Below are 25049 nucleotides of genomic sequence, written 5' to 3' on the forward strand. Positions count from 1 at the left end.
CGCCCATCCTGCCCCCGGCGGAGCCTCAGCGGGGGAGGAGGCCGCTCGCCACGTCGGACGGCTCGACGATCTCGCGCCACGGCTCCGGCCGGAGTCCTGCCGAGCCGAGCACGTCGGCCCCGGCGAGGAGGTCCACGTCGAGGCCTGTCAGCTCGCCGATCGCGGCGACCGGCAGCTGGAACGTCCTGAAGCCGCCGAGCGGCACCAGGCCCTCGCGCACGCGCTCCACGAGCTCGCTCTGGTCGAGCAGGTACGCGCTCGTCGCGAGCGTCGATCCGTCCGGGCTCCAGGCCGCGATCTTCCAGAAGCGGCGGGGGATGCCCGTACCGCGGTAGATTGGGTCGTCGTCCGCGAGCACGGGCCCGGTGAAGACGCTCAGGCGCGTGCGCCAGGTCTGCGCGTACTCGAGCACCAGGGTCTCGAGCCCGAGCCACAGCTCCTGCGACTGGTTGAAGCCGCTCGCCTGGGGCGCGGCGTTCGTGTAGCAGAAGCTGTCGCGGTTGGCCGCGGCGGCCTCGTCCCGGTCGCCCCAGACGGGGTCGCGGCGGCGGACGAGGTGGCCGCGGTCGAGGTCGTTGCGGGCGTACACCTCCGGCCCGGTCTGCTCGGAGGCGGGGATGCGGTCGTCCAGGTGCCAGTCGTCGCCTCGGCCGAGCTCGACCAGGCGCGCGCCGTCGATGTTCACGGCCGTCGAGACGGCCAGGCGCCGCTCCGGATCCAGCAGCACCTCGAAGTGCGTGTACGGCAGGAGCCGCACCGGGCGCTCGACCCTCAGGCGCGGCGCACCCGCGGGGACGCCGAGGAAGTCCGCGTCGAAGCTCACTCCTCGACCTCCGCCGTCGGAGTCGCCGTGGCTGTCGCTGTCGGGGTCGCCGTGGGAGTCGCAGGGGGAGCCTCGGTCGCGGGGACTCCCGTGCCGGTCGGAGCCGGAGCCGGTGCCTGGGTGGCGGGAGCCGGGACCTGCGAGCCGTTGCTGATCAGCAGGGCGATGTCGGAGTAGCGCGCGACGGTCGTGCCCGCGGCCGGGTCGGTGCCCGCCACCACGCCGGCCGGGAGCGACGAGTCGATGGTCGCCCCCTCCTCGACGTCGAAGCCGAGGTCCTCCAGCGCCTCCGTGGCGTCGTCGACCGAGCGGCCGGAGACGGTCGGCACGGCGATCTGGCGGCCGTTCAGCAGGGCGCTGCTGGGCTCCTCGAAGTCGTCTCCGCCGTACTTCTGGTCGGCGCGGGTCATCACCGAGTTCCAGATGTAGTGGCGGATGTTGGAGGCGTACGGGCGGCTCTCGAGCTCCGAGTTCGGGAAGCGGACCTCGCGCATCGAGGTGTGGCCGTCGATGTTGCCCACCCAGACCACGGTCGCGACGCGCGAGCTCGCCCCGTCCATCCAGGTCGACTCCGCGTTGTCGGTGGTGCCCGTCTTGCCGATGTGCTCGATGCCGTCGTCCGGGTCGGACTGGGCGGCCGTGCCGCCGGTGACGACGCGCTGCAGGGCGTAGTTCGCGACCGCCGTCAGCTCGGGGCTGAGGGCCTGGTTGCAGGTGGAGGTCGGCGGCTGGACGGCGGCGCCGGTCGCGTCGGTGATCGCGTCGATGGCGATCGCGGAGCAGGCGGTGCCGTTGTTGGCGAAGCCGGCGAAGGCGGTGACCATCGAGAGGGGGGAGATGAGCGTGTCCGAGCCGAGGACGGCGGACGGCTTGTAGTCGACCTCGCCGCCGTCGGCCGCCTTCACGCCGAAGCCGACCGCGCGGTCGCGGATCGCGCAGAGGTCGAGCTGCTGCGCCATCGAGACGTAGACGGTGTTGATCGACTGCATCGTGCCGGTCAGCACGCTGTAGCTGCCGTTCTCGCTGTCGTCGTTGTTGACCTCGTAGGAGGTGTCGAGCTCGCCGCCGGGCGCGCAACTGGCGGGGAAGCCCGAGAAGGTGCGCTCGCGGCCGTTGATCGTCTCGTTCAGGGTGCGTCCGCTCGCGAGCCACTGCGCGAGCGTGAACACCTTGTAGGTCGATCCGACCTGGAACCCGGCGGAGCCGCCGTAGGCCGTGTCGGTGTTGAAGTTGACGGCGGAGAAGTTCGCGCCGTTGACGGCGCCGGCCGCGTCGTAGTCCTTGTTCTGCACCATCGCCAGGATCCGGCCGGTGCCGACCTCCATCGAGACGGTCGCGCTGCCGATGTTGGTGTCGAGGGTGGGGACCTTGGGGACGGCGTTGTTCGTCGCGTTGGCCGCGGTGTCCTGCAGGTCGCGGTCGAGCGTCGTGTAGATCTTGTAGCCGCCGCGCTGGAAGTTCGCGAGGCGGGTGTCCGCGTCGTCGCCGAACGCCGGGTCGTTCTGGACGACGCGGGTGATGTAGTCGCAGAAGAAGGCCGCGTTGCCGGCGGTCTGGCAGCCGGTGGGCGTCTGCGTGATCGCGGGGACGACCTCCTCGGCGACGGCGGCGTCGTGGTCGGCCTGCGAGATCTTCCCCTCCTGCAGCATCTGGTCGAGGACGTAGTCGCGGCGGACCTTGTTGTCCGGAATGTTCTCGGGCTGGTCGATCCTGAGGCCGTTGGGGTTGTTGACCGTGGCGATCAGGCTGGCGGCCTGCGCGAGGCTCAGGTCGGCCGCGCTGGTCGAGAAGTAGTACTCGGCCGCCGCCTGGATGCCGTAGACCTGGCCGCCGAAGCCCGCGATGTTGAGGTAGCCGAGGAGGATGTCGTCCTTGCTGTACTTCTTCTCGAGGTCGACGGCGAGCTTCATCTCCTTGAGCTTGCGGCTCGGAGTGGTCGCGGTCGCCTCCTCGTAGGCGGCCTCCGAGGCGGCCTCGTCGGTCGCGCTCAGCGACTCCGCCTTCTGCACGAGGACGTTCTTGACGTACTGCTGGGTGATGGAGGATCCGCCCTGGAGGTCACCGCCGACGATGTTGCTGAGCACCGCGCGGATCGTGCCCTGCAGGTCGACGCCGCCGTGGTCGTAGAAGCGCGGGTCCTCGGTCGAGACCGCCGCGTCCTTCACGGACTGGCTGACCTGGTCGAAGGCCACCTCCTCGCGGTTCTGCGCGTAGAAGGAGGCGAGCAGCTCGTCCGAGCCGTCGGTGCGCTTGGCGTAGATCTCGGTCTTCTGGGCCAGCTGGCCGAGCTCGAGGTACTCGGGCACCGTCTCGAACAGCCCGATCGGGTTGTTCTCGGCGAGACCGGTGACGGCGAGGGCGGGAGTGACCCCGACCGTGATCAGCAGGCCCCCGGCGAGGCTGGCTCCGACGATCCCGAGGACCCGGGCGAGCACGCCGCCGCGGGCGGTTCCTTGCGCAGACATGGCTACGAGAGTAGGCGACGAGTCTGGATCCGTCGTGCGGCCGCGCTCGGGGGCCCGGATGCCCGCCCTCCCGGCCCCGGGGGCGGCGGCCGCCGGTACGGTGAGCGGGTGACCAGAGCCCGAGCATGACCGCCTCCGCCGACCCCGCCGGGACGCGCCGCCGCGCGGTGCTCGTGGTGGCCGTCCTCGCCTCCTTCGTCGCCTTCCTCGACGGCACCGTCGTCAACGTCGCCCTGCCCGCCATCACCCGCGAGCTCGGCGGCGGGCTCGCGGTGCAGCAGTGGGTGGTCGACGGGTACCTGATCACGCTCGGCGCGCTGATCCTCGTGGCCGGCTCGCTCGCCGACCGCATCGGCCGGGCCCGCAGCATGACCATCGGCCTGATCGGCTTCGGCGTCACCTCGCTGCTGTGCGCGCTGGCCCCCACCGCCGAGGTCCTCATCGTGGCGCGGATGCTCCAGGGTGCCGCCGGCGCGATCCTCGTGCCCAGCTCGCTCGCCCTCATCATCGCGACCGTCCACGGCGCCGCGCAGGCCCGGACCATCGGTGCGTGGACGGCCTGGACCGGCACGGCGACGATCGCCGGGCCCGTGCTCGGCGGCCTGCTGGTGGACGCGGGCTCGTGGCGGTACGTCTTCGCGCTCAACCTGCTGCCGATCGCGGTGACGCTGGTCCTGCTGCGCAGGCTCGGCGCGGTCGACTCGGGGACCCGGGTGCCGATCGACGGCGTCGGCGCGGTGCTCGGGGTGATCGGCCTGGGAGGGCCGGTGTTCGCGCTGATCGAGCAGGAGCGGCTCGGGATCCAGCATCCGCTCGTGCTGACCGCCCTGATCGCGGGAGTCGCCGCCCTCGTCGCGTTCGTCGTGTGGGAGCGGCGAGCGGCGCATCCGATGCTGCCGCTGTCGCTCTTCGCGTCGCGGAACTTCACCGTCGGCAACGTCTCGACGGCGTTCGTCTACGGCGCGCTCTCCTTCGGCTTCTTCGCGCTGGGCCTGTTCCTGCAGCAGACCCTGGGCTTCTCGGCGACCCTGGCCGGGCTCGCGACGCTCCCGCCGACGATCCTGCTGCTCCTGCTCTCGCAGGTCTCCGGGTCGCTGTCGGCGCGGTTCGGCCCGCGGCTCTTCATGGGCGTCGGACCGCTGATCGCCGCGGCCGGGTTCCTCCTGCTCTCCTTCGTCGACGAGGGCGCCGACTACGCCACGCAGCTGCTGCCGGGGATCCTCCTCTTCGGCTTCGGCCTCGCGGTGACGGTCGCCCCGCTGACCTCGACGATCCTCGGCGCGGTCGAGGACGGGCACAGCGGAGTCGGCTCCGCCGTGAACAACGCCGTCTCGCGCATCGCCGGGCTGGTCGCCATCGCCGCGACCTCGCTCGTGGTCGGCGACTCGCTCGACGTCGAGGGCTTCTCCCGTGCCGCCGTCGCGACCTCCGCCCTCCTGGTCGCCGGCGGCGTCGTCTCCCTCCTCGGCATCCGCAACCCGGCTCCCGCCGACCGCTGACGACTGCTCGGGGAGCGTCTCCGACCCCCGTCCGGGGTGCGGCGCTCCGTGTTCACGCGGTGTCCGCCGATCCTTCGACGGAACGTGGATGAAATAGTTGTCGCTACATGGAATACTGATCGACGTCGATGCGCTTGCATACATCGGACGGGGACGCTCTCCCCGCGACGACCGTCACACTCGAGGAGAAACCATGACCGACACCGTCACCATCCCCGGCTACAAGGCCGGCACCTGGGTCATCGACCCCACCCACAGCGAGGTCGCGTTCAGCGTCCGCCACCTGATGATCAGCAAGGTCAAGGGCAAGTTCGAGCGCTTCACCGCCACGTTCACCACCGGCGAGAACCCGCTCGACTCCAAGGTCGAGGCCACCGCCGAGGTCGCCTCCGTCAACACCAACGAGCCCAACCGCGACGGCCACCTCCGCACCGGCGACTTCTTCGAGGCCGAGAAGTACCCGGAGATCCACTTCGTCTCGACCGCCGTCCGCCCGAACGGCGACGACTTCCTCGTCGACGGCGAGCTCACCATCAAGGGCACCACCAAGCCCGTCACCTTCGAGGTGGAGTTCGGCGGCTTCGGCACCGACCCCTACGGCAACTACAAGGCCGGCCTCACCGCCAAGGCCACCATCGACCGCACCGACTTCGGTCTGACCTACAACGCGGCCCTCGAGACCGGTGGCGTGCTCATCGGCGAGAAGGTCACCATCACCCTCGACCTGCAGGCCGCCCACCAGGCGTAGTCCGAGCCGATCGACCGGAGCCGTCCCTCCCCCCGGGGAGCGGACGGCTCCGTCGTTCCCGGAGCCGGTGCGGGATCAGAGGATGCCGAGCTCCGTCAGCTGCTCGGAGATGCCCGCGCCGTCGGGCGCGAAGACCCAGGTCGTGCCGCTGGTCAGGGAGCGGTCCTCGGCCTTGGAGCGGCCTCCCGCGAGCACCGCCTCGCCGGTGGAGAGCTGGCGGATCGCGATCGCCGCGACCTTGTCGGGGTGCTCGTCCGCGAAGTCGGAGTAGATCTCCTCGTCGTGCTGCCCGTCGTCGCCGACCAGCAGCCAGCGCACGTCCGGGAACTCGGCCGCGAGTCGGCGGAGGTTCATCTCCTTGTGCTGCTTGCCGCTGCGGAACCAGCGGTCGTGCGTCGGGCCCCAGTCGGTCAGGAGGAGCGCTCCGGCCGGGTACAGGTGCCGCGAGAGGAAGCGGGTGAGCGCCGGGGCGACGTTCCACGCGCCGGTGGAGAGGTAGATGACCGGGGAGCCCTCGTACTGCCGGGCGAAGCGGTCGAGGAAGACCGCCATGCCGGGCGTGGGCATCCGGGCGTGCTCGTCGAGCACGAAGGTGTTCCAGGCGGCGACGAAGGGGCGGGGGAGCGCGGTGACCATGACTGTGTCGTCCACGTCCGACACGACGCCGAGCCGCGACTCCGGACGCACGATGAAGACGGGCGCCTCGACGGGCTTCGAGCCCGCGGTCGAGAAGGTGATGGTGTGCCAGCCGGGCTCGAGCGTGATCGGGAGGTCCGCGTCGACGACTCCGCCGCGGTCGGCCGTCACCCGGTGGGTCTGACCGTCGGCCTCGACGGTCACGACGGCCCCGCTCACGAAGACGCTGGTGAAGCTCCGCCAGCCGCGCACGCCCTCGACGGGGCGGACCTCCTCGACCCCGGGAGGGGTCGGCCGCGTGTAGAGGACGCGGGCCAGGACGCGCAGCTGCGTCGTCGAGCCGTAGCCGGTGTAGGGGATGACCCTCGGGACGTAGCCCTTGCGCTTCACGCGCCTCATCCGGAAGGAGTGGAGTCGGTCCTCGAGGCGGGCGGCGCGGTGCATGACCTCCGCCTTGCCTGCGCTCAGGGGCTTGCTCTCGGGCGTCAGCGGCATCCGCCCAGTCTGTCAGACCGGATGCCGGACCGCGGATCGCGCTCTCACGCGATCGTCAGGCTCCGGTGGGCTCGATCAGCTCGGGGCCGTTCGCCGAGACGGAGCCCACGGCCGCGCCGACGCCGTGCACCTCGAGCTCCTCGGCCAGCTCGGCCGCGCCCTCGGCGGCCGCGCGCAGCAGCTCGCCGTCCCCGGGGGACGCCGGGTCCAGCCAGTCCTCGATCAGCTCCGGCTGCAGCAGCACGGGCATCCGCTCGTGCACCTCGGCGAGCGGCCCGGCGGAGGGGCGGGTGAGGACCGTCGCCGAGAGCAGCCACGGAGAGCCCGGCTGGGCCGAGCGCCACCACTCGTAGAGACCGGCGAACAGGAGGAGCGAGCCCTCGCCCGGCGAGACGTAGACGGGTGCCTTCGCCCCGTCCGCGCCGACCCGCCACTCGTACCAGCCCGAGGCGGGCACGATCGCGCGCCGGGAGGCGTAGGACTCGCGGAACGACGGCTTCTCGGCGACGGACTCGATCCGCGCGTTGTACAGCGGCGGCCCCGCGGACGGGTCGGCGGCGGAGCGGGGCACCAGGCCCCAGCGGGCTCCGGCGAGCCGGCGCCGCGGCGGGCTGCCCTCCTCGACCCCCTTCATCGACTCCGCGACGACGGCGATCCGCTGGGTCGGCGCGATGTTCCAGGACGGCTCCGGCAGGTCGGCGCCCGGCTCGTCGATGTCGAAGAGCGCCACCAGGTCGGCGGTGGTCTGCGAGAGGACGAAGCGTCCGCACATGGTTTCTCCCGGGTGGATCGGACCCGCGGAGCCGTCGCCCTTCCGGGGGCGCGAAACACGAGGGACTTTCGATGAGACGACCCCGACCGGCGGTCGCCGTGCGTACGATTGTAGGAACCACGACCGAAGGAGCCCGCCGTGCCTCTTGGAAACCTCGTCGATCGACCGTTCGGTGAATCGTCCCAGGTCCGCAACGAGCCGGTGCAGGTGCGCAGCGCCGCCCGTCTCGCCTCGCTGCTCGACGCGGCGGCCGCCGTCGTCGACGAGGTCGGCTTCGACCGTCTGACCACGGCGATGGTCGCCGAGCGCGCGGGAGCCGCGATCGGCACGGTCTACCGCTACTTCCCGGACCGCATCGCCGTCCTCCAGGCGCTGCGCGAGCGGGCCCTCGAGCGCTTCCGCCGCCGCGTCATCACCGAGATCCGCGACACCCACCCGGGCAACTGGTGGGGCGCGGTCGACTGCGCGATCGACGCCTTCTGCGAGATGCACCGCAACGAGCCGGGCTTCCGCTCCATCCGCTTCGTGGACACGATCCACGCCCCCGAGGTCGCGGGCGAGGCGTTCGAGGCCGGCTTCTTCGCCCGCCGCTTCGCCGAGATCCTCGCGTCCGAGTACGGCCTCCCGGGCGGCGCGCAGCTGTCCTTCCGCCTCGAGGTGACCATCGAGGTCGCGGACGCGCTGCTCACGCGGGCGTTCCTCATCGACCCCAACGGCGACCAGCGCTTCATCGACGAGAGCCGCTCGCTGCTGCGCCACTACATGACCTCGCACTACGGAGCCGTCGAGGAGTCCTGACCGGCTAGGACTGTCAAGGCCCTAGTCGCTCCCGGAACATCCCGCAACACTTCGCGGTCCGGGTTGGCAGGCGGCTGCTATTGGTGTTTTCCTTGCCGCCTGGCCCCGTTCGGGGCCGCGGGCCGTGCAACGGCCGGACGCGCGGAGCGAGAGCGGGCACAGTCGTGGACCAGGGACAGATCGGCGCGCACACCGCCGGACGGCGGGCGGCCTCGTGATCGAGTTCCGCAACGTCAGCAAGCAGTACCCGGACGGCACGCGGGCGGTCGACGACTTCTCGCTCGTGCTGCCCTCCCGGCAGACGACCGTCTTCGTCGGCTCCTCGGGCTGCGGGAAGACCACGATCCTCCGCATGATCAACCGGATGATCGAGCCGACCTCCGGCACCATCGAGATCGACGGCGAGGACATCTCGTCCCTGCCCGCCGTCGCGCTCCGCCGCCGCATCGGCTACGTGATGCAGAACTCCGGCCTCCTGCCGCACCGCAAGGTCATCGACAACATCGCGACCGTGCCGAGGCTGAACGGGGTCGCCAAGAAGCAGGCGCACGCCCGCGCGCTCGAGCTGATGGACACGGTCGGACTGGACCGTGCGCTCGCCGCCCGGTACCCCAGCCAGCTCTCCGGCGGCCAGCAGCAGCGCGTCGGGGTGGCGCGCGGCCTGGCGGTCGACCCGAACATCCTGCTGATGGACGAGCCGTTCGGCGCGGTCGACCCTCTCGTGCGCGCCGACCTGCAGCGCGAGACCCTGCGGCTCCAGGACGAGCTCGACAAGACCGTGGTCTTCGTCACCCACGACATCGACGAGGCGTTCCTCCTCGGCGACCAAGTCGTCATCCTCGAGAAGGGCGGCCGGATCGCGCAGAAGGGCTCGCCCGCCGAGATCCTGGCGAACCCCGCGAGCGAGTTCGTCGCCGGCTTCGTCGGCGCCGACCGCGGCAAGCGCTCGCTCCGGATCGAGAAGCGCGACGGCGCCCGCATCGTGGTCGACGGCGACGGGCGCCCGACCGGAGTGCTGCGCGCGCAGGACGGCCCCGCCGCGTGAACTGGGTCGTCAACAACACGGACGCGATCGTCGCGAACCTGCTGGCGCACCTGGCCCTGTCGGTCCCGCCGATCCTGCTCAGCTTCCTCGTCTCGCTGCCGTTCGGCTGGTTCGCGAACCGCTACCGCTGGAGCCGCGGCACCCTGCTGACAGGGCTCGGCGTGCTCTACGCCATCCCCTCGCTGGCCATGTTCATCCTGCTGCCGGTCCTGCTGGGCATCCCGCTCCGCTCGACCGCCAACGTGATCACGGGCCTCACCCTCTACGGCGTCGCGCTGATGGTCCGCACCACCTCGGACGCACTGGGCGCGGTGTCGGACGACGTCCGCCAGTCGGCGACCGCGATGGGCTACTCCGGCTGGGCGCGCTTCTGGCGGGTCGAGTTCCCGCTGGCCGGTCCGGTCCTGCTCTCGGGCCTGCGCGTGGTCACGGTCAGCACGGTCAGCCTGGTGACGGTCGGCGCGGTGCTCGGGATCCAGAGCCTCGGCCTGCTCTTCACCGACGGCTTCCAGCGCGGCATCACCGGTGAGATCGTCACGGGCATCGTCCTCACGATCGTCCTCGCGCTGGTGCTCGACGGACTGCTGGTGCTGATCGGCCGTCTCCTCATGCCCTGGACGGCTCTGGACCGCACGCGCCGCTCGCGCAGACCGGTCGCGGTCGAGAGGGCGGTGACGTCGTGAACCTCATCGCCGAGGCCTTCGCCTGGATCGCCGACCCCGCGCACTGGACCGGGGTCTACGCGATCCCGACCCGTGTCGCCCAGCACGTCGGCATCAGCCTGCTGGTGCTCGTGATCGCGGCCGCTATCGCGATCCCGATCGGCTACCTGATCGGGCACACCGGGCGCGGCAAGGGCATAGCCGTGCCGGTCGCAGGCGGCCTGCGCGCCCTGCCGACGCTGGGCGTGCTCGTCCTCGCGGCGATGAGCCTGGGGCTCGGCCTCGGCGCTCCGGTGATCGCCCTCGTCGTGCTCGCGATCCCGTCGGTGCTCGCCGGCGCGTACTCCGGGCTCGAGGCGGTCGACCGCCGCACGGTCGACGCGGCGCGCTCGATGGGCATGACCGAGTGGCAGATCCTGACGAAGGTCGAGATCCCGCTGGGGCTGCCGCTGCTGATCGGCGGGCTCCGCTCGGCGGCGCTGCAGATCATCGCGACCGCCACGCTCGCGGACTACATCGGCGCCGGCGGCCTCGGGCAGTACATCTTCCGCGGAGTGAAGTCGGGGGACTACCCGCAGATGCTCGCCGGCTCGATCCTGGTGATCGTGCTGACGCTCCTCAGCGAGATCCTCTTCGCCCTCCTCCAGCGGCTCGCCGTGCCGCGCGGAGTCGTGCTCGGCCTGGCCGGCACCGCCGGCCGCACAGGTTCCCGCGCCTCGTCGCCCCGACGACGCGCGGTGATGGGAATCCCCATCGAAGAAGGGAAATAGCAATGTTCACAGCACATTTCACGAAGGGCCGTGTCGCGCTCAGCGCACTCGCGGTCGGTGCCGTCGTGGCACTGGCAGGGTGTTCCTCGAGCGATCCGCTCGATGAGGGATCGGGTGCGACTGCGGGCAGCGAGACCATCGTGGTCGGCTCGCAGGACTACTACTCGAACGAGATCCTCGCCGAGATCTACGCGCAGGCGCTGGAGAACGACGGCTTCACCGTCGACCGCCAGCTGCGCATCGGCCAGCGCGAGATCTACCTGCCCGAGATCGAGAGCGGATCCATCGACGTCTTCCCGGAGTACGACGGCAGCCTCCTGCAGGCGCTCGAGCCCGACGCGACGGCCACCACCGCCGACGACGTGTACTCCGCGCTCGGCGACGCGCTGCCCGACGGCCTCCGCGCCCTCGACGCCGCCGAGGCCAGCGACCAGAACTCGTACACCGTCACCCAGGCCTTCGCCGACAAGTGGGACCTGACCGACATCGCGTCGCTCAAGAACGTCACCGACCCGATCGTGGTCGGCGGCAACTCCGAGCTGCAGACGCGGCCCTACGGGCCCGACACCCTGCAGTCGAAGTACGGCATCACGACCACCTTCCAGGCGATCGAGGACAGCGGCGGATCGACCACCGTCGACGCGCTCACCAGCGACCAGATCCAGCTGGCGAACGTCTACACGGCCGACCCGAACATCCAGAAGAACGACCTCGTCGCTCTCGAGGACCCGGACGGACTGTTCGTGGCCGACAACGTCGTGCCGATCGTCTCGAGCAAGATCACGGACGACGCGGCCGAGGTGCTGAACGCGGTCAGCGCGAAGCTCACGGCGGACGACCTCGTCGCCCTCAACTCCGAGAGCGTCAACGAGCAGAAGTCCGCGTCCGCGATCGCGGGCGAGTGGCTGAAGTCGGCGGGTCTCGTCGACTGATCCTCCCCGGATCCACGCCCGGAGGCGCGTCACTCGTCGAGGTGACGTGCCTCCGCTCTGTTCAGGAGCTTCTTCCCGAGGAGCACGAGCAGGGCGAAGACGACGATGACGCCCACGAAGACGTAGCCGGCGCCGTGCAGGCTCTCCGAGAGCTCCCGGTAGCTGCCGGCCGCGGCCGCGCCGACGCCGACGTAGGCGGACGACCAGAGCACGCACGCCGGGATCGTCCAGGCCATGAAGGTCCGGTAGCGCATCCCGCTCATCCCCACCGTCAGCGGGATCAGCGAGTGCAGCACCGGCAGGAATCGCGAGAGGAACACGGCGAACCCGCCGCGCCGCGCGAGGTAGCGCTCGGCCTTCAGCCAGTTCTTCTCGCCGAGCCGGCGTCCCAGGCGCGACGCGCGGATCCGCGGCCCGAACCAGCGGCCGAGGTAGAAGCCGACGGACTCGCCGCAGAGGGCGCCGATGACGACCGTGACGGCCAGCGCCGCGAACTGCAGCGGGCTGGTCACGCCGGTCGCGCTGACGATCACGATCGTGTCGCCGGGGACGACGAGGCCCGCCAGGATCGTGGTCTCGAAGAAGATCGCGAGTCCGGCGAGGAGCGTCCGCCAGACCGGGGGGACGCTGACGACGAAGTCCAGGATCCCGGTGAGGGTGTCGTTCACCGGGCGCCCCCGCCCGCCGGGGACTCGATCGGGGGCTGGGGCCGACGGCGGCTCCGGATGCTCGGCATGGCTCGATCGTAGGGGCGCACGGCTGGGCGGCGGCAGGGCTGCGCCCGGGAGGCCGGTGGACGCCGGGCGGTCAGGGGACGGCGACGAGCGCGGAGGCCGCCGGGCCGGTGCCGTTCGCCGTGACCGCCTGCACCGAGAGGGTGTAGCTGCGGCCCGGGACCAGCTTCGTGAAGGTCTGCGAGCGCTTGGTCGCGGCGACCACGGCGCTCCAGGCTCCGGCTCCGCTCGTGTCGGACCCGTCGCGCGACACCCGGTAGCCAGTGACCGCCGAGCCACCGGTCCCCGCGGGGGGCGACCACGCGAGCGTCGCCGTGCCGTCCGAGCCCGCCGTGGCGGTGACCGCGGTCGGCGCGCCGGGGAGCCCGGCGGCGACGAGGGTCGCCGTCAGCGTGGTGCTGCTCCCGGGAGTGACGACGCTGTGCGAGGCGGCGCCGCCGTCCGACCAGGACGAGAACCGGTAGGCCGTGCCCGACGCGTCGGTCTGGTCCGGGACCTCCAGCTGGAGGGCCGAGCCCGCCCACGAGACGACGGTCGTGCCTCCGGCGACCTCGGTGCCGTTGACGACGACCGTCCGGCCGGCGGGAGCGGTGGCCAGGGTGACGGAGACCTTCTGCGGGGAGAACGTCCGCGTCGCCGTCGTCGACACTCCGCTCGAGTCCGTCGCCGTGACGCTGATCAGGAGGTCGCTGTCCGCGGCGGCGGCGAGGTCCTCCGGGCCGGGGGCGACGAAGGAGAGGTCGTTCCCCGTCAGCGGCCCGAGGAAGGGATGCGTGTGCTGAGCGTGGCGGCGCTGGACGGTCCAGGTGAGCGCCGAGGCGGGCAGGACGCCGTCCTCGGCGTCGGTCGCCGTGGCGCGGAGGCCGTAGCTCCGGCCCGTCACGAACACCCCTCCGTCGGCGGGTGCGGTGATGCTCACCGTCGGGGCACTGTCGCCCGAGGTGATCCTCGTCGTCGCGGGTGCGGAGACGGCTCCCTTCGGATCGCGGACGCGGAGGGACGCGGTCCAGCTGCCGGCGGCGTAGCTGTGGGTGAAGGTCGGGCCGGTCGTGATGCGGTCGGGGGTGCCGTCGCCGAACGACCACAGGTAGGTCAGGGCACCGCCCTCCGGGTCGCTGCTGCCCGAGCCGTTCAGCCGCGCGGCGAGAGGAGCCGCGCCGGAGGAGAGGGCGGCGGTGAGGGTCGCGGTCGGGGCGCGGTTCGCCGCGGCGGTGTAGGCGAGGCGCCGGACCTCGCCGCCGTTCGCGTAGCTGGTGTAGAAGAGGTCCTGGGTCCCGCGCGAGGGACCGAAGGCCATGGCGACGGCGCTGCTGCCGCCGAGGCCGGTCACGAGGTCGCCGGCCGCGCCGGTGCGGCCGAGGGTCCGGATCTTCCCGCACACGTAGTCGCCGAAGAGGTACGCGCCGTCGTAGGCGGCCGGCCAGACGCCGCGGGGGACGTAGGCGCCGCCCGTGATCGAGGCGCAGCCGCTGCTGTGCGCGTAGTCGTGGACCGGGTCGGTGAGCCCGGCGGGCGCCGCGGCTCCGCAGTTCGAGGCCGAGCCGGTCTTCGCGCAGTGGCCCTCACGGGTGTTCCAGCCGTAGTCGGCGCCGGCGACGCCCTGGTCGATCTCCTCCCAGGCGTCCTGGCCCACGTCGTTGATGCGGAAGACGGTGCCGGTCGCGTTCGGGTCGAAGGCCATCCGGAACGGATTGCGCAGGCCGCTCGCGAAGGTCTCGCGGCAGCGCAGGCCCTCGGCGGCCGGGGCGAGCCGGCAGGAGGCGGTCCCGGTGCCCAGGTAGGGGTTGCCGGCCGGGACGCCGCCGGTGAGGGTGATCCGGAGGATCTTGCCGTTCAGGATGTTCGGGTCGCGGGCGGCGTCGTTCCGGCCGCCGCAGCCGCTGCCGCCCGGCGAGCCGACTCCGCCGCGGTAGTCGCAGCCGCCGTCGCCGACGCTGACGTAGAGCAGGCCGTCCTTGCCGATGGTGAGGTCGCCGCCGTTGTGGTTGCTCGCGGGAGAGTAGATGCCGTCGAGGAGGACGCGCTCGGAGGCCGGGTCGATGCGGTCGTCGGTGCCGAGCTGGAACGAGGAGACGCGGTTGCGCGGGGCTCCCGCGGGGTTCACCGTGCCGCCGGCGTTGGTCGGGCAGGAGGAGTCGGAGCCCTTCGCGGTGTAGTAGACGACGACGGTGCGCGAGCCCGGTGCCGGGTCGACCGCGAGGCCGAGCACACCGCGCTCGCCGTTGGCGCAGACCTTCGAGCGCAGGTCGAGGGCCGGAGTGGCGACCAGGCCGCCGGCGCGGATCACCCGGATCGCTCCGGTCTGCGAGGAGACGAGGGTGCGCCCGTCGGTCGTGAAGGCGAGGGCGGTCGGCGCGGGGACGGCCGCCACCCGCGAGTCGGTGAAGCCGGCGGGCACGACGGGAGCGGCGGACGCCGGACCCGCGGGCCCGGCGACGAGCGCGGCGGCCGTGATCGCCAGGACGGTGAGCAGGGCGAGACCGCGGGGGCGGATCCTCGAGCGGGGCATCGGTGACTCCGAGACGGTCGGCGCTGCTGAGCGAGCGGCGGTCTGCGGCGGTGCAGAGGGCGCTGTCGGCGATGACGCGGGGCCAGGATAGGCGCGCGCGGCGGAGGGGCCGTGTCCCCCTTCAGGGTCAACACTGGGGGCTCCGGGCGCGGTGTCCCCGGGCCGCTCACGTCGAGCGGGGCTGCAGCGCGTCGGCCCGCCGGTTCACTCCAGAGCGGGCAGGACCACCGCGCGGACCGCCTCCGAGAACCGGGCGTAGCCGACCTCGTCGAAGTGCAGGCCGTCGTCGACGAAGAGGGAGGGGTCGACAGAGCCGTCTGGAGTGACGAGCGCGTCGGCGGTGGGGACGAAGGTGACGCGGTCGTCCGTCTCGGCGTAGGCGCTGACCGCGGTGTTGGCGGCGCGGACCTCGGCGCCGACGGAGGCGCGGGCGGGCGTCTCCGCGATCTCGACGTAGAACAGCTCGGCGTCGGGGGCGACCTCCTCCACGCGCTGGAGGTACTCGACGACGGCGCCGGCGGTCTGGGCGCCGGTGCGCGAGCCCTCCTCGCCGCTGATGTCGTTCGCTCCCACGTACACGATCACGGCGCGGGGATCGAAGGGGGCGACCATGCGGTCCAGCCACGCGAGGTGATCGGCGACGGTCGTGCCGCCGATCCCGATGTTGTAGGTCTCGAGCGGACGCAGGTCCTCCTTGGAGGTCGTCCAGCGGCCGATCGTGGAGCTGCCCGTGAGGACGATGCTGTGCTGCGGGAACCCGGCGGCGAAGCGCTTCTCGAGACCGGCGACGCGCTCGGCCATGTCGACGGAGGAGGTCGGGCCGGGGTCGGGGGAGCTCGCGGCCGGAGCGCCCGCGCCTCCGCTCCGCGAGGCGAGCGAGAGGGCGATGCCCGCGCCGGCGAGGACCAGCGCGAGCACCAGCAGCGCGACCAGGAGGCGGAGGCGGATGCGGCGGGGGCCGGGGGCGGAGCCGGAGGGCGTCGCTCGAGTCATGGCTCGATCCTCGGGCATCGGCGGGGGCGCGTCGTCCACGATGCGGCCGTCCGAGGACCCGCGCACCCGGTGGCCGTCTCTCCGTCACCGGATCGCCGTGATCGGATCCGTGCAGAACATCACAGAGGATGCACAGCCGTGCAACACTTGCACATCGCCATCGCCATCGTCGCCGCCGGCCGACTTCCGATGGACGATCACGACGAGGACTCATGGCACGCGCACGCATCACCTGGGTGGACACGGCGAAGGGCATCGCGATCATCCTGGTCGCCCTGGCCCACTCCGTGCAGTGGACCACGACGGCCGGGATCGCCCCCGACTCGTGGAACGAGATCAACCTCCTCCTCATCACCTTCCGGATGCCGCTGTTCTTCCTCGCCTCGGGGCTGTTCGCCGGCTCCGTGCTCACCCGGTCGTGGCCGGAGCTCTGGCGTTCGCGGCTGAGCCTGCTGGTCTGGGCCTTCCTGCTCTGGTCCGTGGTGCGGTTCCTCTTCTTCCTGGTGGTGCCCAACCCGGGCGGCACCGATGAGTCCGATCCGCTCGCGCTGCTCCTCCAGCCGGTGATGCCGCACAACGGGCTCTGGTTCCTCTACGCGCTCACGATCTTCTTCGTGGCCGCCAAGCTCGCGCAGGGCCGGATCGACTGGCGGGTGCAGATCGGCATCGCGACCGCGATCGCCGTGGTCTGGTACGCCGTCCGCTCCAGCACCTCCGAGGGCACCGGGAACATCGCCTGGGACGGCATGGCCCGCTACCTGATGTTCTTCCTGCTCGGCCTCTACCTGCGGAACGCGGTGATCGCGTTCGTGGAGCGCCGCGGGATCCTCAGCGGAGTCGGCTTCGGCGTGCTGTTCCTCGTGCTCGCCGGCGTGATCCTCGCCGTCCGCGCCCGCTTCCCGCTGCTGACGATCGGGCTGGTCCTGGTGAGCGTGCTGGCGGTCCTCGCCGGGCTCGTGGTCGCCCGCTTCCTCTCGAACCGGCGCGGCGCGGGCTGGATCACCTTCATCGGCCGCAACACGCTCCCGGTGTACGTGGTGCACGTCCTCTTCGTCTCGCTCGCCACGAGCACCCTGCTGCTCTTCGACGGCGAGCGCTGGCTCGACGTCATCGGACCGGTCGTGCCGCTCCTGGTCTGCGGGATCGGCGTCGCGGCGGCGCTGGGCTACTGGCGCCTCACCCGCGACCTGCCCGTGCTGAAGTACGGCTTCCAGGCGCCCGCCTGGTTCTCCGGCTCCCGCTCGCGCGTCGACGCCGGCTGACCGCGGGGCGCCCGCCGACGGCACATCGGCATCGGCTCCGGGAGTCTCTTCACCGGGCGAGTCCGTCGATGGCGTCGCGCAGTGAACGGATTCCCAGAGCCGATCGCGCGGATGTGCGCCTGGGAATCCGCTGAAGGCCCGTGAGAGGAAGTCTCAGCGCTCCGTCCCCCGCCTGATCGCTCGGCGTCGAGAGGCCGGCGGCGGCTGGTCCGACGGAGGCGAGCCCCGCTCCGCAGTCGCCGCGCGGGGGACTCCCTCGACGTCGAGAGGGACTGTCTCGACGTCGAGCGACCGGTCGGCGGGAGCGCTCGGAGGGGCGTCCGGGGCCACCCCGGAAAGGGTGCCGCCAGGAGCTCGCGGAAGGCCGCACATCCGCCCCAGTACTGGGATCGGAGGCCGTCGGACCCCTTCCGCCGACCTACTCTCGGAGCTGTGAACGAACTCCTGGACCCGCTCCTGCTGTCGAGATGGCAGTTCGGTCTGACGACGATCTACCACTTCCTGTTCGTGCCGCTCACGATCGGCATGGCGCTCACCGTCGCGATCTTCCAGACCTGCTGGGTGCGCACCGGGAAGGTGCACTACCTGCAGATGACGAAGTTCTTCGGGAAGCTCTTCCTGATCAATTTCGCGATGGGCGTCGTGACCGGGATCGTCCAGGAGTTCCAGTTCGGGATGAACTGGAGCGACTACTCCCGCTTCGTCGGCGACGTCTTCGGGGCCCCGCTGGCGTTCGAGGGCCTGCTCGCCTTCTTCCTCGAGGCGACCTTCATCGGCCTCTGGATCTTCGGCTGGGACAAGCTGCCCGAGAAGCTGCACCTGGCCACCATCTGGCTGACCACGCTCGGCACCACGCTCTCGGCCTACTTCATCATCGCCGCGAACGCGTTCATGCAGAACCCGGTCGGCTTCCGCATCAACGAGACCAAGGGCCGCGCGGAGCTCACCGACATCTGGGCGCTCCTCACCAACAAGGTCGCTCTCGCCGCGTTCCCGCACACGATCTTCGCCTGCTTCATGGTCTCGGCCGCCGTCATCATCAGCGTCGCGGCCTACCACCTCTCGCGGAACCAGCACCTCGAGACCATGCGCCCCGCGCTGAGGTTCGGCGCCTGGATGATGCTCGTCAGCGGCGGCCTGACCCTGTTCACCGGCGACTCGCTCGGCCTCGCGATGGTCGACACGCAGCCGATGAAGATGGCGGCCGCGGAGGCGCTCTACAGGACCTCCACGGGCGTCGACGCCTCCTTCTCCGTCTTCACCTGGGGCACGCCGGACGGCTCGAGCGAGCTGTTCTCGATCCGCATCCCCTACCTGCTCTCCTTCCTCTCGACGCACACCTTCACCGGCACGGTCGAAGGCATCAACGACCTCCAGGCGCAGTACACCCAGGTCTACGGACCCGGCGACTACACGCCGATCATCTGGGTCACCTACTGGTCGTTCCGCTGGATGATGGCCCTCGGCGTCCTGGCCATCGGCATCGCCGCGGCCGGCCTCTGGTTCACCCGGAAGGGCCGCGAGCCGAAGCAGTGGATGTGGAAGGTCGCGATCTGGGCCGCCCCGCTGCCGTTGATGGCGATGATCGTGGGCTGGGTCTTCACCGAGATGGGCCGCCAGCCGTGGCTCGTGTTCGGACTGCTGAAGACCGCCGACGGAGTCTCGCCCGGAGTGAGCGGCCTCGAGGTCCTGATCTCGCTGCTCGCCTTCACCGCGATCTACGGCACGCTCGCCGTGGTCGAGTTCCGCCTGATCAAGCGGGCCGCGCAGGCCGGCCCCGACGACGCTCCCGAGGTCGACGAGGAGAGCGGTCGCCCGCAGCTCGTCGGCACCGTCTACTAGGAGGCACCCCTCATGGATCTCGCCGTTCTCTGGTTCTGGATCGTCGCGTTCTTCTTCATCGGCTACTTCGTCCTCGACGGGTTCGACTTCGGCGTCGGCATGTCGCTCCCGTTCCTCGGGCGCGACGACACCGACCGCCGCGTGCTGATCAACACGATCGGCCCGGTGTGGGACCTGAACGAGACGTGGGTGATCGTCGCCGGCGCCGCCCTGTTCGCCGCGTTCCCGGAGTGGTACGCCACGCTCTTCAGCGGGTTCTACCTGCCGCTTCTGCTCATCCTGCTCGCGCTGATCGCCCGCGGCGTCTCGTTCGAGTACCGGCACCAGCGTCCGGAGGCGCAGTGGAAGCGGCGCTTCGACACGATGATCGTCGTCGGCTCCGCGGTGCCCGCCTTCCTCTGGGGCGTGGCCTTCGCGAACATCGTGCAGGGCGTCCCGATGGACGCCGACCACAACTTCACCGGCACCGTCCTGGACCTGCTGAACCCCTACGCGCTCCTGGGCGGAGCGACGACCCTCCTGCTCTTCTTCACGCACGGAGTCGTCTTCGTCGCCCTGAAGACGGAGGGGGGTATCCGCGAGCGTGCGCGCCGCCTGGCGACCCGCGCGGGGCTGCTCACCGTGGTCGTCGCCGCGGTCTTCCTGGCCTGGACCAACCTCGGCCAGGGGAGCACCGCCTCCTGGGCGCTCTCGGCGGGCGCGGCCGCGACCCTCGTCGGCGGCTGGCTCGCCATCACGCGGGGCCGGGAGGGACGCGCCTTCGCGCTGCTGGCCGGCACCATCGCGCTCGCCGTGCTCGCCCTCTTCGCGACGCTGTTCCCCGCGGTGATGCCGGCCTCGAACGTCCCCGCCTACGGGCTGACGATCGAGAACGCCTCCAGCACGCCCTATACGCTGACGGTCATGAGTTGGACCGCCCTGGTGTTCGTGCCGCTCATCGTCGGCTACCAGGCCTGGACCTACTGGATCTTCCGCAAGCGCATCAGCCGCGCGCACATCCCGGTCGACGCCCACTGACGTGAAGCCCCTCGATCCGCGCCTGCTCCGCTACGCCCGGGCGGCCCGCGTGTTCCTCCTGCTCGGCGGGGTGCTCGCGCTGGCGAGGACCCTGGCGATCGTCGCCTTCGCGTGGCTCGTGGCGCAGCTGGTGGCCGGTGCGGTCGACGGGAGGAGCGCCGACGATCTCGCGCCGCTGCTGGCCGCCCTGCTCGCGGTCGTCGCGGCGCGGGCGGCTCTCGCCTGGGCGACCGAGGTGAACGCTGTGCGCGGAGGAGCAGGAGCGAAGGCGCAGCTGCGGCAGGCGGTCCTCGCCGCACTGGTCGAGCTCGGCCCGGCGGGCCGCTCCGAAGGGGGCTCGGGCGGGGTCGTCGCGCTGCTGGGCGGCGGACTGGACTCCCTCGACGGCTACTTCGCCCGCTACCTCCCGCAGCTGATCGCCACCGCGGTGGCGACGCCGCTCCTGACACTTGTGGTCTTCCTCGCCGATCCGCTCAGCGCGGTGTTCCTGGTGGTGACCCTGCCGCTCATCCCGGTGTTCATGGTGCTGATCGGCTGGGCGACCCAGGCCGTGCAGGCGCGGCAGTGGGAGCGGCTGCAGGCGCTCGCGTCCGGCTTCGTCGACACCGTCGGCGGCCTCGCAACACTCAAGATCTTCGGGCGGGCCGAGCGGCAGGCGACGCGGATCCGCGCGCTGACAGAGGACTACCGCGTGCACACGATGAAGGTGCTGCGGGTGACCTTCGTCAGCGGCTTCGTGCTGGAGCTCGCCGGCTCGCTCTCGGTCGCGCTGGTCGCCGTCTCGATCGGGCTGCGGCTCGTCGACGGCTCGCTGGGGCTGGCCGTCGGGCTGTTCGTCCTGGTGCTGGCGCCGGACGTGTTCCTGCCGGTGCGCCAGGTCGGTGCCGAGTTCCATGCGGCGGCCGACGGGGTGCAGGCGGCGGACCGCGCCTTCGCCGTCCTCGAGCGCGCGGCGGCCCTGCCCGCTCGCGGGAAGGCCCGGGCGGCGACGGGGGCGCTCGAGCTGCGGGGTCTCGCGGTCGACGATGGACGCGGGCGGACGCTCGCTCCTGTCGACGCGGTGCTCCCCGTCGGGTCGATCACCGCGGTGACCGGGCCCAGCGGGTCCGGGAAGTCGACGCTGCTCGCCGCGCTCGCGGGCTTCGTGCCCTTCTCGGGCACGCTGCTGCTCGGCGGGTCGCCGGTCGCGGATCTGCGGTCGACGCTCGCCTGGGCGGGCCAGCGGCCCGACCTGCTCCCGGGGAGCGTCGCCTCCGCCGTCGGGCTCGGAGCACTCTCGCCGGACCCCGAGCGCGTGCGGCGGGCCCTGGCGATCGCCGCGGTCGACGTGGACCCCGAGCGTCGGCTCGACGCCGAGGGGACGGGCCTCTCGGGCGGGCAGAGCGCCCGTGTCGCCGTCGCCCGCGCTGTGCACCGCCTGCTCGAGCGCGGGTGCGCGGTGCTGGCCCTGGACGAGCCGACCGCCGCCCTCGACGAGGAGTCCGAGCGGGCGCTGCTCGCCGGACTCCGGACGCTGGCGGAGAGCGGGACGATCGTCGTCGTCGCCAGCCACCGGCCGGCGACCGTCGCGGCGGCCGACGCCGTGATCGCCCTGGCGCCGGCGGGGGCGGTCGCGAGGTGAACCGCTCCGACGTCCTCCGCGCCGCGATGCCCGGGCCGCGCCGCTTCCTGCCGGGTCTGTCCTTCGGGCTGCTCTCCTCCTCCGCCGTCGTGGCGCTGCTGGCCTGCTCCGCCTGGCTGATCGTCCGCGCGGCCGAGCAGCCGCCGATCCTGTTCCTCTCCATGGCCGTCGTGGGCGTGCGGGCCTTCGCGCTGGCGCGGGCCTTCTTCCGCTACCTCGAGCGGCTGACCGGCCACGACGCCGCCTTCCGCGCGCTCGCGGAGCTCCGGGCGGGCGTCTACGAGCGCCTGGTGCCGGTCGCGCCGGACGGGCTGGGCCGCGTGCGCCGCGGCGACCTGGTCTCCCGGGTGGTGGCGGACGTCGACGCCCAGCAGGACGTGCCGCTGCGCGTCGTGCAGCCGCTGGTCGTCGCGGCGCTGGTCGCTGCGGTCTCCGTGGTCGGCGTCTGGCTGCTCCTGCCGGCGATGGGCGCCGTGCTGCTGGCGCTGCTGGTCCTCGCCTTCGCCGGTGGGGCCCTGGGCGCCGGCCGGCTCTCCGCGCAGGCGGACCGCGAGCTGGCGCCGCTGCGCGGGGAGCTCGCCGAGCGCCTCAACCTGCTGGTCACCCGCCTCGACGTGCTCACCGCCTTCGATGCGGCGGGTGACGCTCTGGCGGACGTGGCACGCGCGGAGGAGTCGCTCGCCCGGGCGGCGCGTCGACGGGCGGCCTCCACCGGACTGGCCGCGGCCGTCCTCGCCCTCTGCTCGGGTGGTGCGGTCTGGGCGGGCCTCGTGCTCGGGATCCCGGTGATCGGCGACCTCGGCGGTCCGGCGCTGGGTGTCGTCGCGCTCGTGCCGCTCGCGGTGTTCGAGGTCGCCGCCGCCGCGCCGCTCGCCGTGCAGGCGGCGCGCACCGCGCTCTCGAGCGCTCAGCGCCTGGCCGATCTGGACGCCGAGGCGGCGTCGCCGGCGCTCGCGACCGATGCGGACGTGGACCCGGACGCGCCGGCTCCCCGGGGCGCCGGCATCGTCCTGCGCGACCTGTCGGTGAGCTGGCCCGGCGCGCACACGCCCGCGCTGCGGGGCGTCTCGCTCGACCTGCCGGAGGGTGCGCGCGTCCTCGTCACCGGCGGCAGCGGGTCCGGGAAGACCACGCTCGCGCACGCTCTGGTGCGCTTCCTCGACCACTCCGGCAGCTACCTCCTGGGCGGAGTCGAGGCGCGCACGCTGCCGCAGGCGGAGGTGCGGAAGCGGGTCGGGCTCGTGGAGCAGCAGCCGTACCTCTTCGACGACACGATCCGGCAGAACCTCCTCTTCGCGCGGCCCGAGGCCGATGGCGCCGTGCTCGAGGCGGTGCTCGAGCGGGTCGGGCTCGGGCCCTGGGTCGCTGCACGCGGCGGGCTCGACGCGCGGGTGGGGGAGCGGGGCTCGCTCGTCTCGGGCGGTCAGGCTCAGCGGATCGCCCTCGCACGCGCACTCCTGGCCGATTTCCGCGTCCTGGTGCTGGACGAGCCGACGGCGTCGGTGGACGCTCCCGTGGCCGACGCCCTGCTCGGGGATCTGCTCCGCGCCGCCGAGGGGCGGACGGTGGTCCTGATCGCGCACCGGGTCGATCCGGGCCTGGAGTTCGACACGCGGATCCGGGTGGCGGACGGCACGGCGGCTCAGGAGTACCGGGCCGCCTGAGCAGGCGTCCGGCTCCGCGGGGCGGTCGGTCCGAGCGGCCGTTCAGCCGTGCTCCGTCGGGACCGAGGCCCGCGCCAGGGCGGCCGCGCGCGCCAGGCGCCCGCCCTCCGCCTCCCAGCGGTCGAGGACCGCGTCCGCCCGGGTCCGCGCCGCACCAAGCAGCCCTGCCAGGAGCGGAGCGACGACGTCGCGGGCCAGCGGGTCGCTCAGCTCGTCCACGCGGGAGTCGCGGACGAAGCCCTCGAGCCGGGTGAGGTCGGAGCCGCGCAGCCACTCGGCTCGGGACTGCAGCAGCACGACGGCCGCCAGCCGCGGCTCGAACACCGCCGGCTCCCACAGCTCGGAGGAGAGGGCGGTCACGTCGTCGTGCTCGAGCGAGCGGAACTTCCTCAGCGCGTCGCGGACGGTGCCGCGGACCGCCCCGACCGAGGCGCCCGTCGAGTCGAGCCCTGATCCCAGGCGCTCGCGCACGTCCTGCGCGCGCCAGACGTCGCCCTCGTACTCCAGGGCCGAGCGGATGAAGTCGCCGGGGTCGCTCACCCCTCCATCATGCGTCGCGCGTCAGCCCCTGCTGGCCCAGACGGCCCGTCCGATGCCGTCGTACTCGACGAGGCGGCCGTCGTCCTGCAGCACGAGGCGGTAGGGCGCGACGACGCCGCTCTGGCCGATGCCGAAGGAGATCCTCGGGAACCGCAGCCAGAGGATCCGGGAGTCGGCCACGTCGAGCCGGCCCTCGGAGCTCATCGAGAAGGCGGCGCCGGAGGCGGAGGAGGTGTTCGTCGCCCAGTCCGCGCCGTTCGGCCCGTAGACGACGAAGTTGCCGTCGCGCTGCATCTCGGCCCGCCACTGCCCGCTCGCCGAGGTCAGCCGCGTGCCCGCGACGACGAGGCCGCTCGGGGAGAGCGAGTCGCGCACGACGAGCGCAGCACTGCTCCAGAGGACGCCGGAGTCGTCCGCGATCCGGAGATCGCCCTCGCGGAGGACCATCGTGGCGCCCGGCTCGCCGGACGTGTCCGAGGCCCAGACGGGCGCGCCGTCCGCGGTGTAGACCACGGCGTTCCCGTCGTCCTGCATCCGGAGGACGTTGCCCCGGCCGCGGGTGCCGCTCGCCCAGAGAGCCCCGCCCTGCCCGTAGACGACGAGGTTGCCGTCCGCCTGCATCACCGCCGTGGTGCCTCCCGGGGTGGCGAGCCGGTTCCCCGGGTAGAGGGTGCTGCCGCGGCGGAGGGTGTCGGTGCGCGGCTCGTCGATCCGGCCGCCGATGCTGCTGGCCCACGCGGCCGAGCCGCTGCGGCGGTAGATGACGAGATTGCCGTCGTCCTGCATCCGCAGCTCGCCGCCGGGGTCGGCCACCGTGCCGCTCGCCCAGACCGGGCGCCCGTCCGCGGCGTACACGACGAGGTTGCCGTCGTCCTGCATCCGCAGGCTGTCGCCGCGCCCCTGCGTGCCCGAGGCCCAGGTGGGACGGCCGCCGGCGGCGTAGACCACGGCGTTGCCGTCGGTCTGCATCACGAGGGAGGAGGCGCCGTCGGGGGACACCAGGCGCTCGCCGCGCGCGAGCTGCTCGCCGGCACGGAGGACCGCGGCGGAGGTGACGGCGGAGGACGCCGAGGGCGGGGCCTCGACCGCGGCGGCGGGCAGCGAGCCCAGCAGGAGCGCGCTCGTGGCGGCGAGCGCCTGGGATCAGGGCTCGACTCGACGGGCGCCTCGGTCGGGGCGGTCCGCGGCACCGTCCGCGACGCGCTGAGGAAGTTCCGCTCGC

At 72.4% G+C, this 25049-nt stretch carries 21 protein-coding genes; 12 read left to right on the forward strand and 9 right to left on the reverse strand.

What is annotated here, in order from left to right:
• Positions 1–25: 25 nt before the first annotated feature.
• Positions 26–823 (reverse strand): DNA/RNA non-specific endonuclease, encoded by a 798-nt coding sequence (locus C5C30_RS01500; RefSeq protein WP_258065752.1) that lies wholly within the window; start codon positions 821–823, stop codon positions 26–28.
• Positions 820–3288: a transglycosylase domain-containing protein gene (locus C5C30_RS01505; protein WP_104309747.1), complete on the reverse strand. Its 2469-nt coding sequence runs from the start codon at positions 3286–3288 to the stop codon at positions 820–822. Before C5C30_RS01505 ends, C5C30_RS01500 begins: the two co-directional genes overlap by 4 nt.
• A gap of 125 nt (positions 3289–3413) precedes the next feature.
• Between C5C30_RS01505 and C5C30_RS01510 the strand changes: the two genes are divergently transcribed.
• Positions 3414–4787 carry a DHA2 family efflux MFS transporter permease subunit gene (locus C5C30_RS01510; protein WP_104333031.1) on the forward strand — a complete coding sequence of 458 codons (1374 nt, stop codon included), beginning with the start codon at positions 3414–3416 and terminating at the stop codon, positions 4785–4787.
• Positions 4788–4980: 193 nt separating this feature from the next.
• Positions 4981–5535: a YceI family protein gene (locus tag C5C30_RS01515; RefSeq protein ID WP_104223105.1), complete on the forward strand. Its 555-nt coding sequence runs from the start codon at positions 4981–4983 to the stop codon at positions 5533–5535.
• Between the two features lie 75 nt (positions 5536–5610).
• On the opposite strand, the gene C5C30_RS01520 is transcribed toward C5C30_RS01515, so the two are convergent.
• Positions 5611–6666: an App1 family protein gene (locus tag C5C30_RS01520; protein WP_244230626.1), complete on the reverse strand. Its 1056-nt coding sequence runs from the start codon at positions 6664–6666 to the stop codon at positions 5611–5613.
• A gap of 55 nt (positions 6667–6721) precedes the next feature.
• The gene (locus tag C5C30_RS01525; protein WP_104333032.1) at positions 6722–7438 is read right to left on the reverse strand and encodes an SOS response-associated peptidase; all 717 of its coding nucleotides are present in this window, start codon (positions 7436–7438) and stop codon (positions 6722–6724) included.
• Positions 7439–7576: 138 nt separating this feature from the next.
• Between C5C30_RS01525 and C5C30_RS01530 the strand changes: the two genes are divergently transcribed.
• The 5 genes from C5C30_RS01530 (at position 7577) to C5C30_RS01550 (ending at position 11645) form a co-directional block, all read left to right on the forward strand.
• Positions 7577–8236 (forward strand): TetR/AcrR family transcriptional regulator, encoded by a 660-nt coding sequence (locus tag C5C30_RS01530; protein ID WP_104223107.1) that lies wholly within the window; start codon positions 7577–7579, stop codon positions 8234–8236.
• A 214-nt stretch (positions 8237–8450) separates the two neighbouring features.
• Positions 8451–9281 (forward strand): ABC transporter ATP-binding protein, encoded by an 831-nt coding sequence (locus C5C30_RS01535; RefSeq protein ID WP_104333033.1) that lies wholly within the window; start codon positions 8451–8453, stop codon positions 9279–9281.
• Positions 9278–9964 carry an ABC transporter permease gene (locus C5C30_RS01540; RefSeq protein ID WP_104223109.1) on the forward strand — a complete coding sequence of 229 codons (687 nt, stop codon included), beginning with the start codon at positions 9278–9280 and terminating at the stop codon, positions 9962–9964. The genes C5C30_RS01535 and C5C30_RS01540 overlap by 4 nt, the downstream gene beginning before the upstream one ends.
• Positions 9961–10713, forward strand: coding sequence for an ABC transporter permease (locus C5C30_RS01545; RefSeq protein WP_104223110.1), 753 nt, complete (start codon positions 9961–9963; stop codon positions 10711–10713). The genes C5C30_RS01540 and C5C30_RS01545 overlap by 4 nt, the downstream gene beginning before the upstream one ends.
• A 2-nt stretch (positions 10714–10715) precedes the next feature.
• Positions 10716–11645, forward strand: a complete 930-nt coding sequence (locus C5C30_RS01550) for an ABC transporter substrate-binding protein (protein ID WP_104223111.1) — start codon at positions 10716–10718, stop codon at positions 11643–11645.
• A gap of 29 nt (positions 11646–11674) precedes the next feature.
• On the opposite strand, the gene C5C30_RS01555 is transcribed toward C5C30_RS01550, so the two are convergent.
• The 3 genes from C5C30_RS01555 to C5C30_RS01565 all read right to left on the reverse strand — a co-directional run bounded on the left by C5C30_RS01555 (position 11675) and on the right by C5C30_RS01565 (position 15881).
• Positions 11675–12313, reverse strand: a complete 639-nt coding sequence (locus C5C30_RS01555) for a DedA family protein (protein ID WP_104223112.1) — start codon at positions 12311–12313, stop codon at positions 11675–11677.
• Positions 12314–12452: 139 nt separating this feature from the next.
• Positions 12453–14888, reverse strand: coding sequence for a PQQ-dependent sugar dehydrogenase (locus C5C30_RS01560; RefSeq protein WP_104333034.1), 2436 nt, complete (start codon positions 14886–14888; stop codon positions 12453–12455).
• Between the two features lie 204 nt (positions 14889–15092).
• Positions 15093–15881 carry a GDSL-type esterase/lipase family protein gene (locus tag C5C30_RS01565; RefSeq protein ID WP_181131412.1) on the reverse strand — a complete coding sequence of 263 codons (789 nt, stop codon included), beginning with the start codon at positions 15879–15881 and terminating at the stop codon, positions 15093–15095.
• Positions 15882–16093: 212 nt separating this feature from the next.
• Here C5C30_RS01565 and C5C30_RS01570 point away from each other — a divergent pair, with 212 nt between their 5' ends.
• The 5 genes from C5C30_RS01570 (at position 16094) to cydC (ending at position 23287) form a co-directional block, all read left to right on the forward strand.
• Complete coding sequence (locus C5C30_RS01570) at positions 16094–17143, forward strand: acyltransferase family protein (protein ID WP_181131414.1); 1050 nt, start codon at positions 16094–16096, stop codon at positions 17141–17143.
• A 432-nt stretch (positions 17144–17575) separates the two neighbouring features.
• Complete coding sequence (locus C5C30_RS01575) at positions 17576–18985, forward strand: cytochrome ubiquinol oxidase subunit I (RefSeq protein WP_104333036.1); 1410 nt, start codon at positions 17576–17578, stop codon at positions 18983–18985.
• A 12-nt stretch (positions 18986–18997) separates the two neighbouring features.
• Complete coding sequence (gene cydB / locus C5C30_RS01580) at positions 18998–20002, forward strand: cytochrome d ubiquinol oxidase subunit II (protein ID WP_104223117.1); 1005 nt, start codon at positions 18998–19000, stop codon at positions 20000–20002.
• A gap of 1 nt (position 20003) precedes the next feature.
• A complete protein-coding gene (gene cydD, locus C5C30_RS01585) occupies positions 20004–21623 on the forward strand; it encodes a thiol reductant ABC exporter subunit CydD (protein ID WP_104333037.1) in 1620 nt (539 codons plus the stop codon).
• Positions 21620–23287 carry a thiol reductant ABC exporter subunit CydC gene (cydC, locus tag C5C30_RS01590; protein ID WP_104333038.1) on the forward strand — a complete coding sequence of 556 codons (1668 nt, stop codon included), beginning with the start codon at positions 21620–21622 and terminating at the stop codon, positions 23285–23287. Before cydD ends, cydC begins: the two co-directional genes overlap by 4 nt.
• 42 nt (positions 23288–23329) lie before the next feature.
• Here the strand turns inward: cydC and C5C30_RS01595 are convergent, their stop codons facing one another.
• Complete coding sequence (locus C5C30_RS01595) at positions 23330–23827, reverse strand: DNA alkylation repair protein (RefSeq protein ID WP_104333039.1); 498 nt, start codon at positions 23825–23827, stop codon at positions 23330–23332.
• A 21-nt stretch (positions 23828–23848) separates the two neighbouring features.
• Entirely contained in the window at positions 23849–24826 is a 978-nt protein-coding gene (locus C5C30_RS01600) for a hypothetical protein (protein ID WP_181131416.1), read from the reverse strand.
• Positions 24827–25049 lie beyond the last annotated feature (223 nt).

Source organism: Rathayibacter sp. AY2B5 (assembly GCF_002931645.1).
Lineage (GTDB): Bacteria > Actinomycetota > Actinomycetes > Actinomycetales > Microbacteriaceae > Rathayibacter.

Bases quoted from the DNA above. Each gene is read 5' to 3' on its own strand.
- C5C30_RS01505 (WP_104309747.1), bottom strand. From the start codon at position 3,288: ATGTCTGCGCAAGGAACCGCCCGCGGCGGCGTGCTCGCCCGGGTCCTC.
- C5C30_RS01510 (WP_104333031.1), top strand. From the start codon at position 3,414: ATGACCGCCTCCGCCGACCCCGCCGGGACGCGCCGCCGCGCGGTGCTC.
- C5C30_RS01515 (WP_104223105.1), top strand. From the start codon at position 4,981: ATGACCGACACCGTCACCATCCCCGGCTACAAGGCCGGCACCTGGGTC.
- C5C30_RS01520 (WP_244230626.1), bottom strand. From the start codon at position 6,666: ATGCCGCTGACGCCCGAGAGCAAGCCCCTGAGCGCAGGCAAGGCGGAG.
- C5C30_RS01525 (WP_104333032.1), bottom strand. From the start codon at position 7,438: ATGTGCGGACGCTTCGTCCTCTCGCAGACCACCGCCGACCTGGTGGCG.
- C5C30_RS01550 (WP_104223111.1), top strand. From the start codon at position 10,716: ATGTTCACAGCACATTTCACGAAGGGCCGTGTCGCGCTCAGCGCACTC.
- C5C30_RS01560 (WP_104333034.1), bottom strand. From the start codon at position 14,888: ATGCCCCGCTCGAGGATCCGCCCCCGCGGTCTCGCCCTGCTCACCGTC.
- C5C30_RS01565 (WP_181131412.1), bottom strand. From the start codon at position 15,881: ATGACTCGAGCGACGCCCTCCGGCTCCGCCCCCGGCCCCCGCCGCATC.
- C5C30_RS01570 (WP_181131414.1), top strand. From the start codon at position 16,094: ATGGCACGCGCACGCATCACCTGGGTGGACACGGCGAAGGGCATCGCG.
- cydB (WP_104223117.1), top strand. From the start codon at position 18,998: ATGGATCTCGCCGTTCTCTGGTTCTGGATCGTCGCGTTCTTCTTCATC.